We start from the raw sequence: 10,726 nt of genomic DNA, 5'->3' as shown, positions 1-10,726 counted from the left end.
ACTATTATAAAATATTTCTTTAAAATTTTCGACATAAAAATAGTAAACTATTTAACCAATTGATTGCTAAAGTTAATCCTTTCCACTGTTTCAAATTTAAAGTTAAGAAACACGATGTTGCCCTAAAGTGTAACATCAACTTTTTTAATACTACCTTAACAAAATCTTAAAAACTTCTTGATTTTCAGAATATTGAACAATCGATATATAATGTTTATAATTTATATGTTGTCTTATATCATTTAAAATTTTTGAAAAACGTTTGATGATATAAACGAATAAACAAAAATGCAGGTGATTAATTATGACGTTAACGGTAATTTTAATAATTATCATAGTAGTACTTATCTTGGCATTTATTTTAAATCAACGTTATATGCAAGATCGTGTTGACACCGAAATGTATGCTAGAAATCAAATGATATCTAAAAATGCAGTTTTAAGTAAAGAGAACTTAGATCTTAAAAACCAAATGTTAAGTTCTAATAAGGAAATCAGTCCTCATGCTAAAAGTAATGCGAAAAGAGTTATAAGAGAAATTCTAGATAACTACATCACTGAAGATCAATTGAAGTATTATCATATTATTACAACAAGTAATTTAGCAACTAAACATCCTTTATTTGAATATGCTAGAACCTTTGATTTCATTGTCATTTCTGATATCGGATTAATCAATATTGATGTAAAAAAATGGAATCAGAAGACATTTTATCATTTCAACGCGCCAGTAGACGATAAAATGGTTGTTGATACTAGAGATGTTAATCAAATAGTTGGACATTATCTCAGCAAACAGTATCATAGCCAATTCAATTCACCACGCAGTGATATCTATACTTTTGTAGAAGAAGTTCAAAATAACAGAGTTATTTACGATTTTTATGACCACGATCCATATGAACAAGCTGCGATTAATTCTAAGTCTTTAAAAGATAATATTGAAAAGAATTTTAATCATAAAATTCAAAGCATTGGTATTATTTACTTCAGTGATGGAAGTGTTAATATCATTGAAGGTGCGCAAGAACGTGAAAAGTATGTAGATACAGTCTCAACAAAATATTCACTTGAACACGTGATTAAAAATGCAATTGATTTATCCAAACATCCACTGACTGAAGAACAAGCTAGCAAAATCGTCAATAGCTTTAGTAACTAAGTGATTTGATCAACCAATTACAATTTTAATATTAAAAACAAAAGCGATTATCATAATTATCCTCACAGATAATATGATAATCGCTTTTTCATTCACTTTAGCTCCAAAGGTTAACTTTATTCTTTTTAGCTTCCGCTTCATCTTTTTCAAATGTACTTCTATATTTGCCATTAGGCGCGAAGTACTTTTCACGTGCTAAACCTTGTTTGACTAACTCTTCATTATACATCGTGTCTTTATCTAACCATACATACGCTAAAGTACGTCCGTATCGATCTTCTTTTTCCTTATCGTACTCTAAATATACATCCTTGCCTGTTAAATGTTTTTTACTATAATTTGATGCTTCTTTTCCATAGGGTTGCACAGGTGTATTTGGTTTAACGGTTTCAGGCGTATCTACACCAATTAATCTTATTTTTATTTCTTTACCACTATTATTTCTAGCTACAAATGTATCGCCATCGACGACACGTTCAATATGTACTTTTTCTTTATCCTTTAATTCAGTAGTTGATGAAGTATGGCTCCCGCTATTTTTAAACGGGCCTGTATGATTGATAAATTGGAATGCTAACACACCAACTATAATCACAGCTAGCACTATTATACTGAGAGATTTTTTAGATTTCATGAACTCACCTGCTCCTCTTTTCGATACTTCCATATAATATATAATTCGAATTTAATCGTCAATTAAATATTTACTTTTACTAATATAAGTTCTCTTTTATTTTTTCCTGAAAATGAAGAAACAAATAAAATCGTGCTATAATGTAAGGCGTTAGGAGTGAAATACATGAACGAACGTAATGAAAATTTACTGACAATTATAACTGTCGTAATCGCCATCATCGTTGGAGTTATTCTTCAGATTGTTTATAAACTTCCCATCATAGTATCAGTCGTAGTAGCCGTATTATTAGGCGTTTTAGTCGGTTTTGTTGTTTATATTATTCAATCATTTATCAAAAAACGTAAAAACAAATAAAGTGCTAACTAGTCAATCCTAGTTAGCACTTATTTTTGTAATTAAGATTAATTTAAATTGAGTGTGGTAGATATAAGAAACAACCAAAATAATTGAACTTAATCGAAATTTTTTCGACAATAATTCAAAGAAACCTCATATTAAATATTAAAGTTGAGAGGTGGAAACAATGGAAATTCTTGATGTTATTATCGACACTCATGGACTTATTTATAAAGTTCAAACTCAAAATGGGCATGTGTTTGAACATACGTTAGCGAAAGATACACCACCAGATAAAGTTGCCCAAGTATTGCGACTATTAGCTACACATGTAGATCAATTAGAAGCTGAAAAGGCTAACAATAATTAAATCCATCCTTTATTTATTGCCTTTTTCCAAGCATCAAAACGATTCTCTGCTACTAATTTTTCTATAATTATAGACGTATAATTTCGTACTGTACCATTTGAAAGGTATAGCTTCTCAGCTATTTCTTTACTACTTAAACCTTCACCAATCTCACGTAAAACAACTTGTTCTTTATGCGTGAGAGGGTTAGCTTCTTTAAATAATGAGGTCATTAGTGAAGTGCTGTACTCTCTTTCTCCTTGCATGACTTTATGAATAGTCGTAACTAATTCATCAATTGATCGCTCTTTTAAAACATAAGCATCCACTTCATTTGCTACTGCCTTTTCAAAATAACCAGGTCGTTTAAATGTAGTGACAATAATAATTTTTGTATCAATTGAGGTTTCCCGTAACTTTGCTAAGACTTCTAAACCTGTCATTCTTGGGAGTTCAATGTCTAATATTGCCACATCAGGGGGATATTGTTTAATAAAGTTAAGGGCCTCTTCTCCATTATCAAAATCATCTATAACTTTTAAATCTTCATTTAATTCTATTAACTGTACCATGGCTTGACGTAACATATATTGATCTTCTGCAATCACAATTGAAATCATTGTACACCTTCTCTCGGTATAGTGCGAAGTTTATAATTCTCGATATAGTGCGAAGTTTATAATATGGTTATGTTTTGAGTTTTAAGACGATAAATGATCTGCCAAAAATGTTCTCTTGTTTCTATATCCATAGCAGCTGTAGGTTCATCTAAAATTAAAAATTGAGGGTTACCGATTAATGTAAGCACGAAATCTAAAAGTCTTTTCTGACCATCAGAAAGGTCATTAGCATGTTGGTTCATTTGTTATTAGTCCAATATGTCACGGATTTAATATGACATTTGTCATAAAAAAACTCACTAAAACTAAAATTCAGTCTTAGTGAGTCGTAGATTTCTATAAAATTGGTGATACTAATTTTGCAAGATCTTCTTTAATTTTAATGATAACTGATCGTTTATCATATTCTTCTTTAGTTAACTGTTTAGATTTTTTAATATCTTCTTCAAATGCTGTTTGGAGTTGTTGCGCGATATCTTTATCATAAATAAATGCATTGACTTCGAAGTTTAAAGCAAAGCTTCGGTAGTCCATATTGGCTGAACCGACACTGCTGACTTCTCCATCAATCATAGCGACTTTTGAATGGATAAAGCCATTTTCATACGTATAAACTTTCACGCCACTTTCAAGTAAATCTGCTGCATTTGAAAATGTAGCCCAGTATACGAAAGGATGATCAGGTTTACTTGGGATCATTAAGTGTACATCCACACCAGCGTTTGCAGCCATTTTCAAAGCGTTAATATATGAACGATCTGGAATGAAGTATGGACTTTGTAAATAAACCGATTTCTTAGCACTCATAATCATCTTAGTATAACCATATTCGATTTGATGGAGGTCGTATGCCGGTCCACTTGAAGCAATTTGAATTGCTGCATTTCCTTGATGTTGCGCTTTCTTCGGCGGGAAATACTTATCATCATATTCAAATTGTGGACGATGCGCTTGGGAGTTCCAGTCGAGAATAAAACGCATTTGTAAAGCATCCACAACATCACCTTCAACACGAATGTGCGTGTCACGCCAATAACCTAATTTCCCTAAACCTAAATAATCGTCCCCGATGTTAAAACCACCAATGTAACCAATTTGACCATCAATAACAATAATTTTACGGTGATTACGGTTATTCATTCTAAAGTTGATAAGAGGAAATTTAGATGCAAAGAAAGCTTCTACTTCCCCACCTAATGAAGTGAAATGTTTAAATTTAGCTCTACCTACTTTTTTAGAGCCTACATCATCATATAAAATTTTAACTTCTAAACCTTCTTTAAGCTTTGTTTCTAATGCATCAATAATTCGATGCCCCAGACCATCTAGTTCGAAAGTATAATATTCTAAATGTATGTAATCTTTCGCATTATAGATATCTTCAATCACTTTGTCATAAAGTTTATGGCCATCTGTAAATAAATCTACTTTATTTTCTTCTGTTAAAAAGGCATCTTGTTTCATCAATAACATTCTAATCATGTCACGATGTTTTTTTACTTCTTTATTATTCGTTTGATAGTTATTAGCGTCTAAAGCTTCTATTTGTTGCTTAATGACATCTTTGAAGGTGTCCAGTTCTTTCCCGTTATTTTTTTCCATTTTGCGTTTAGATACTGTTCTACCAAAGAATAGATACAAAATAAAGCCAACTAAAGGTAAAACAAATAATACAAATAACCAAGCCCATGTCGAAGTTGCACTACGTCGGTTTCTTTCTAAAAAAATAATTATAAAAGCTAATACTAAATTAATAATAAACCCTAAAGCTAATATAATTGTAAATACAGTCCCTAAATCTGGACCAAATATATATTTCATAACATTTACTCCTATAATTCTGGTAATTAATAATTAAATTTATTGATGCTCTAAAATCAATGTTGCACTTAAAAATTCTTCATTATGGGGAAACTTTTGTTCCTCTTCTCGTTCAATTGAAGCATTTAAAAGTTTATATTGACTACCTTCTTCACTAGTCAAAAATTCATTAACTTTAGCTTCTAAACCTTCTAAATTTTTTTCTTTAATCTTTTTAAATTTAATCTTATTCATCTATCTAACACTCCTATTTTCTATTTGTTTAAATCATAGTCTTTTTATATACGTTTAGCAACTAAATTTAAATATGTTAATTAAAACACTCCACTATTTTTAAAACGCTTACAATTATAATTTTTAAATATTAAATTCACATAGTGAGTGATTTAAGGTATACTAAAGACATTCTTTTAAATTTTCAGAATAATATAAAAATTCGTGTTAATTAATTTTGTGGAGGGAAATATATGATTTCTTTTGAAAATGACTACCTAGAAGGCGCACACGAAAAAGTGTTACAAAGACTACTCGATACAAACTTAATACAAGCAAGTGGCTATGGGGATGACCAATTTTCCAAAAAAGCAGCTGAACAAATCAAAGCTACTATTAGATGCCCTGAAGCAACTGTACGCTTCTTAGTAGGCGGTACACAAACAAATCAAGTTGTAATTAATTCCGTTTTAGAATCGTATGAAGGCGTTATTTCAGCAGACACAGGACATGTTGCAATTCATGAAGGTGGCGCAATAGAATTTAGTGGTCACAAAGTCTTAGCTATTCCTTCTCATGAAGGGAAAATCACGCCTAAAGAAGTTAACGCTTATTTAGATACCTTTTATAGTGATTTCAAACGTGAACATATGGTATTTCCAGGTATGGTATATATTTCTCATCCAACTGAATATGGAACGCTATATAGTAAAGAAGAATTAAAAAACTTAGCTGCCGTTTGTAAGGAACATAAAGTGCCATTATTCATGGATGGTGCTAGATTAGGTTATGGATTGATGAGCGATCAAAGTGATTTAACTATTGAAGATATTGCGAAGTATTGTGATATCTTTTATATAGGTGGCACAAAAATCGGTGCCCTATGTGGAGAAGCGATTGTCTTTACACATAATAACGAACCGAAACATTTCACAACTCGTATTAAGCAACATGGCGCTTTATTAGCTAAAGGTCGTTTAGTAGGCGTACAATTCCTTGAATTATTTACTAATAATTTATACTTCGACATTAGCCGTCATGCGATTAACATGGCTAATAAGATGAAAAAAGGATTTATCGAAAAAGGTTATCAAGTGTATTTCGACTCACCTACTAATCAACAATTCTTTGTGTTAAGTGAAGATAAGATTAAAGAATTACAGAAAAAAGTAAAATTCGCAGTGTGGGAAAAATATGATGATAACCACCGTGTCGTTAGATTTGCGACAAGTTGGGCGACTACTGAGGACAATGTAGATAAGTTACTAGAGTTAATTTAATATAGAAAACAGGGCTAACTTCAAAGTTAATCCTGTTTTTTAGGAAGTTTATAATAAATACCGGATGTTAATACTAATAAACTAATTAGCGCTACAATCTTTTCTTTTTTAGTTGCTTCACGTTTTTCTTATGAAGCAAATAGTTTTGCCTCATGTATATTGTTTCCTCTACACATCAAATATAAATATCTCAATTACTTAGATCCAAACGAAATATCTTCAATATTTCAAATTAGTGTGCAAGCGTCAGAAATAGCTTTAAAAATAGTTAAAAATCATTTATATAGCGGTTTAGCTGATTATATGGATTACATCAACGAATTTAACTATATTTATGATTTACCTATATAGCTTTTTTACATCATAGAATTCAACATAATGTAATGAATTTATTGCTTATGTATGAATATATAACATCTTAGAATAGGAGCTAAATATTATGGAAGAAAATAACAATCAAAATCAGTCTCAAATTCAATGGGAAAAGTTTGAAGAGTATCAAAAACAACAAGAAGAAATTAAGAAGAAAAAACGTAAAAAAGGAGGGCTTTATGGTTGTGGTGGTTGTTTAGGTTTATTTATATTAATCATTATAGGTATCACTGCATGTTCAGCTATATTTGTTAATACTAATTCTAGTTCTTCAACAGACTCTGAAAGCACTAACAGTACTACAATTTCTAAACCTAAAACAAAAGATACATATAAACTTGGTGAAACTGTAAAAAAGGAGGGTATTGAAGTTACAATCACTAGTGTTGAATATGCCCTACCTAATAAAGAATTCTCAATGGCCCCTAAAAATGGGAAAGCATTGAAAGTAAACTTCAAATTCAAAAATAATAATGAAGATCGTGTATTATTCCAAGATGCTGATTTTACTATTAGTGCAAATGGTGAAAATTATGAACAATGGTTTGGTTCAGGAGATGACCATGATGGATTTAGTCATTTTTTAAACAAAGGAAATACCGCTTCAGGATATGTTTATTATGATGTACCTGACACAGATAAGTACATTTTCGAAATGAATATTAGACCTAATTTAGATACAGTTAAAGCTAAATGGGTAATTAAACGTTCTGAGATTAAATAATTTTATCGGGTAGCCTGTCTACCCTATTTTTATACACCAAGATTGAACATCATTAGGAGTGATAATATGGCTACTTATCAAAAACGAGGTTCTACATGGAGATACAGAGTACATTATTTAGATAAAAATGGGAATAAACATGCTATTTCTAAATCAGGTTTTAAAACTAAAACCGAAGCTAAAAAAGCCGCTATCGAAGTAGAAAATAAATTAAATAAAGGTTATAAGGAAGAAAAATGTTACACTCTAACTTCTTGGCTAGAATATTATTTAGAAACTTGGCGTAAAAATAAAATTAGTGATAGTAGTTTTGAAATTGAACAATTCTCTAAAAAAAGAATTTTAGACTTCTATAAAGATATTAATATTAAAGACATTACTCCCTCTCTTCATCAAAGTTTTATTAATCATTTAATAGAAAAAGGTTATAGTAAATCTACTTTATCTAAAACACATAATTTATTAAAGCGTAGCCTTGAGAGAGCTAAATATGATAGATTAATATATTTTAATCCATGTGAAGGTATAACTTTAAATCATAAAGATTTAAAAGATAAAGATAAAGCGAAGTATCTACCTAAAGATAAAATTAAACCTTTTTTAGAAATGGTTAGAAAAAGAGATGTATATCAATATTTTTTATTTAGAACTCTAATTGAAACAGGGATGAGAATAGGAGAAGCTAGTGCTTTATGTTGGAATGATTATGATAGAAAATTAAAAACAATTTCAATCACTAAATCATACGACCAAAAAAGAAATAAATTCGGACCAACTAAAAACAGAGAAAATAGAATTATATTTATATCAGATGAATTAGCAAACGAATTATTTAAACTTAAGGCACTACAAAACGGTAATAAAATAGCTAATTTAGATTATTATAATAATTCATATGACTATATTTTTTGTAATGAATTTGGCAATCCGCTCCCACGTTCTACAACGCATAATACTATGATGTATGTTACTAGAAAATTACTTGGTAAAGGAAACGAACTTAGTATTCACAAACTAAGACATACACATGCTACATTACTTTTAGAAAGTAATGTACCTATGAAGGTAATTCAAGAACGTTTAGGTCACAAATCTGAGGCCATCACAAGTGAAGTATATAGTCATGTAACTAAAAAGATGAATGATGATGCTAAAGAAAACTTTGAGAAATATATTAAGAATGTTTTTTGATACCTTGTCGACCAAATGTCGACCAACTCTCCTATTTATTATTAAGTGGTCGACAAAAATAGCTTTTCAAACACAAAAAAGAAGCTAAGGCAAAATGCCCTAGCTCCTTATTTCCCTATGTCTTTCCCCGATTTGCTTAGCGATTAATATTGTTTCATGTATTGATCGCGTTCCCATTCAGACACTTGAGTTCTGTAATAGTCCCACTCAATTGATTTAGAGTTGATAAATTGATTGTAGATGTGGTTACCTAATGCTTTTTTAACTGTATCGTTTTCACGCATAGCTTTTAACGCTGTGTATAATGTTGATGGAAGATCTTGGATACCTACAGCTTCGCGTTCTTCACGATTCATTTCATAAATATTTTGGTTAACTGGTTCTGGTACTTTAGTTTTATTTTTAATTCCGTCTAATCCAGCTTGTAAGATAGTTGCTAATGCCATGTATGGGTTAGCAGCTGGGTCAACTGAACGTACTTCAATACGAGTTGATAAACCTCTTGAAGATGGTACACGTACTAATGGTGAACGGTTTTTACCGCTCCATGCAATGTAACATGGTGCTTCGTAACCAGGTACTAAACGTTTGTAAGAGTTTACTAATGGGTTACATACAGCTGTGAATCCACGTGCGTTATTTAAGATACCTGCAGTGAAGTGATATGCATCATCAGTTAATTGCATTTCGCCATTTGGATCGTAGAATGCATTTTCTTTACCTTTAAATAATGAAACGTTGAAGTGCATTCCGCTTCCGTTAACACCAAATAATGGTTTTGGCATAAATGTTGCATGTAAGTTATGTTTACGAGCAATTGTTTTAACAACTAATTTGAAAGTTTGAATGTTGTCACATGCTGAAATTGCATCTGCATATTTGAAGTCAATTTCATGTTGACCAGGTGCTACTTCGTGGTGACTTGCTTCGATATCAAAGCCCATATCTTCAAGTTCTAATACGATGTCACGACGGCAATTTTCACCTAAGTCAGTTGGTGCTAAGTCGAAGTATCCACCATTATCGTTTAATTCTAATGTTGGTTCGCCTTTTTCATCCAATTTGAATAAGAAGAATTCTGGTTCAGGCCCTAAGTTAAAGTCTGTGTAGCCCATATCTTCCATTTCTTTTAAGACACGTTTTAAGTTTGTACGTGGGTCACCAGCGAATGGTTCGCCATCAGTTGTGTAAACGTCACAGATTAAACGTGCTACTTTACCTTGACCAGCAGTCCATGGGAAGATTACCCAAGTATCTAAGTCTGGACGTAAGTACATATCTGATTCTTCGATACGTACGAAACCTTCGATTGATGATCCATCAAACATCATTTCGTTGTCTAAAACTTTTTCTAATTGACTTACAGGTACTTCAACGTTTTTGATTGTACCTAAGATATCAGTGAATTGTAATCTTAAATATCTAACGTTTTCTTCTTTTGCAAATTTACGAATATCATCTTTACTAAATGTACGTTTTGGCATAACAGAAATCCTCCAAATATTTATTTAATAAATCGCGATAAATCGCCACGATTTATTGGCAAAGCTTCACCATGTGGTTTTTGCGTTGCGTCTACAATCATTCTCTTTCTAGTCTCTTGTTCATCAGGTGACAAATGCCCTTGGTTACCGGTCATGATTTGTTTAATTCCTTTCAGGTTAAATCCCTTTTCTATTAAAGATTTAATTTCTAAAAGTCTTTCCAAATCATTTAGAGAAAACAATCGCTTGTTTCCTTCCGTACGTTCGGGCTTTACAAGTTCATGTGTTTCATAGTAGCGGATTTGTCTAGCAGTGAGGTCGGTTAATTTACAAACAACACTCATAGAGAACACGGCCATATTGCGTCTTATTCTATCATTAGACATCAATAACCTCACCTCTACTTTTGAACTTGATTATAATTTAGCATAGTTTCATCTTGATTACAAAAATATGTTAGGTTTTCTTACATAAAAAATTAAATAACCGCTAAACGTTGTCATATCAAGCTTTTGCATCAGTAATCTATTAAATTTC

The 10,726-nt window shown here is 31.2% G+C and carries 12 protein-coding genes and 1 pseudogene; 6 read left to right on the top strand and 7 right to left on the bottom strand.

Annotation, left to right across the window (positions count from 1 at the left end):
• The first annotated feature begins 304 nt into the window (after nucleotides 1-304).
• Complete coding sequence (locus CD128_RS04115) at nucleotides 305-1,162, top strand: hypothetical protein (protein WP_103328810.1); 858 nt, start codon at nucleotides 305-307, stop codon at nucleotides 1,160-1,162.
• A 97-nt stretch (nucleotides 1,163-1,259) separates the two neighbouring features.
• On the opposite strand, the gene nucI is transcribed toward CD128_RS04115, so the two are convergent.
• Nucleotides 1,260-1,796 (bottom strand): thermonuclease NucI, encoded by a 537-nt coding sequence (gene nucI / locus CD128_RS04110; RefSeq protein ID WP_103328809.1) that lies wholly within the window; start codon nucleotides 1,794-1,796, stop codon nucleotides 1,260-1,262.
• Nucleotides 1,797-1,961: 165 nt separating this feature from the next.
• Between nucI and CD128_RS04105 the strand changes: the two genes are divergently transcribed.
• The gene (locus tag CD128_RS04105; RefSeq protein ID WP_103298772.1) at nucleotides 1,962-2,153 is read left to right on the top strand and encodes a hypothetical protein; all 192 of its coding nucleotides are present in this window, start codon (nucleotides 1,962-1,964) and stop codon (nucleotides 2,151-2,153) included.
• 169 nt (nucleotides 2,154-2,322) lie between these two features.
• Nucleotides 2,323-2,505, top strand: a complete 183-nt coding sequence (locus tag CD128_RS04100) for a hypothetical protein (RefSeq protein WP_103298771.1) — start codon at nucleotides 2,323-2,325, stop codon at nucleotides 2,503-2,505.
• On the opposite strand, the gene CD128_RS04095 is transcribed toward CD128_RS04100, so the two are convergent.
• The 4 genes and pseudogenes from CD128_RS04095 to CD128_RS04080 form a co-directional block, all read right to left on the bottom strand.
• Entirely contained in the window at nucleotides 2,502-3,104 is a 603-nt protein-coding gene (locus CD128_RS04095; protein WP_103328808.1) for a response regulator transcription factor, read from the bottom strand. The two genes, CD128_RS04100 and CD128_RS04095, sit on opposite strands and share 4 nt — an antisense overlap.
• Nucleotides 3,105-3,163: 59 nt before the next feature.
• A pseudogene (locus CD128_RS04090) lies at nucleotides 3,164-3,349 on the bottom strand (AAA family ATPase); the annotation flags it as partial.
• A 91-nt stretch (nucleotides 3,350-3,440) separates the two neighbouring features.
• Nucleotides 3,441-4,925, bottom strand: coding sequence for a cardiolipin synthase (gene cls, locus CD128_RS04085; RefSeq protein ID WP_103328806.1), 1,485 nt, complete (start codon nucleotides 4,923-4,925; stop codon nucleotides 3,441-3,443).
• A gap of 39 nt (nucleotides 4,926-4,964) precedes the next feature.
• On the bottom strand, nucleotides 4,965-5,159 hold the full coding sequence (locus CD128_RS04080) for a hypothetical protein (RefSeq protein ID WP_103328805.1): 195 nt from the start codon (nucleotides 5,157-5,159) through the stop codon (nucleotides 4,965-4,967).
• A 233-nt stretch (nucleotides 5,160-5,392) separates the two neighbouring features.
• On the opposite strand from CD128_RS04080, the gene CD128_RS04075 reads away from it, so the two are divergent.
• From CD128_RS04075 to CD128_RS04065, 3 genes are all read left to right on the top strand, one after another.
• The gene (locus tag CD128_RS04075; protein ID WP_103328804.1) at nucleotides 5,393-6,418 is read left to right on the top strand and encodes a threonine aldolase family protein; all 1,026 of its coding nucleotides are present in this window, start codon (nucleotides 5,393-5,395) and stop codon (nucleotides 6,416-6,418) included.
• Between the two features lie 439 nt (nucleotides 6,419-6,857).
• Entirely contained in the window at nucleotides 6,858-7,514 is a 657-nt protein-coding gene (locus CD128_RS04070; RefSeq protein ID WP_103328803.1) for a DUF4352 domain-containing protein, read from the top strand.
• 66 nt (nucleotides 7,515-7,580) lie between these two features.
• Nucleotides 7,581-8,705 (top strand): site-specific integrase, encoded by a 1,125-nt coding sequence (locus tag CD128_RS04065; protein ID WP_103328802.1) that lies wholly within the window; start codon nucleotides 7,581-7,583, stop codon nucleotides 8,703-8,705.
• 143 nt (nucleotides 8,706-8,848) lie between these two features.
• Here CD128_RS04065 and glnA read toward each other — a convergent pair whose 3' ends face one another.
• The gene (gene glnA / locus CD128_RS04060) at nucleotides 8,849-10,189 is read right to left on the bottom strand and encodes a type I glutamate--ammonia ligase (protein ID WP_103328801.1); all 1,341 of its coding nucleotides are present in this window, start codon (nucleotides 10,187-10,189) and stop codon (nucleotides 8,849-8,851) included.
• A gap of 20 nt (nucleotides 10,190-10,209) precedes the next feature.
• Nucleotides 10,210-10,578, bottom strand: a complete 369-nt coding sequence (locus tag CD128_RS04055) for a MerR family transcriptional regulator (protein WP_197730767.1) — start codon at nucleotides 10,576-10,578, stop codon at nucleotides 10,210-10,212.
• Nucleotides 10,579-10,726 lie beyond the last annotated feature (148 nt).

Source organism: Staphylococcus croceilyticus (assembly GCF_002902575.1).
GTDB lineage: Bacteria > Bacillota > Bacilli > Staphylococcales > Staphylococcaceae > Staphylococcus > Staphylococcus croceilyticus.
Note: the sequence above shows the minus strand (reverse complement) of the source record. Positions and strands in the feature narration are given on the sequence as shown.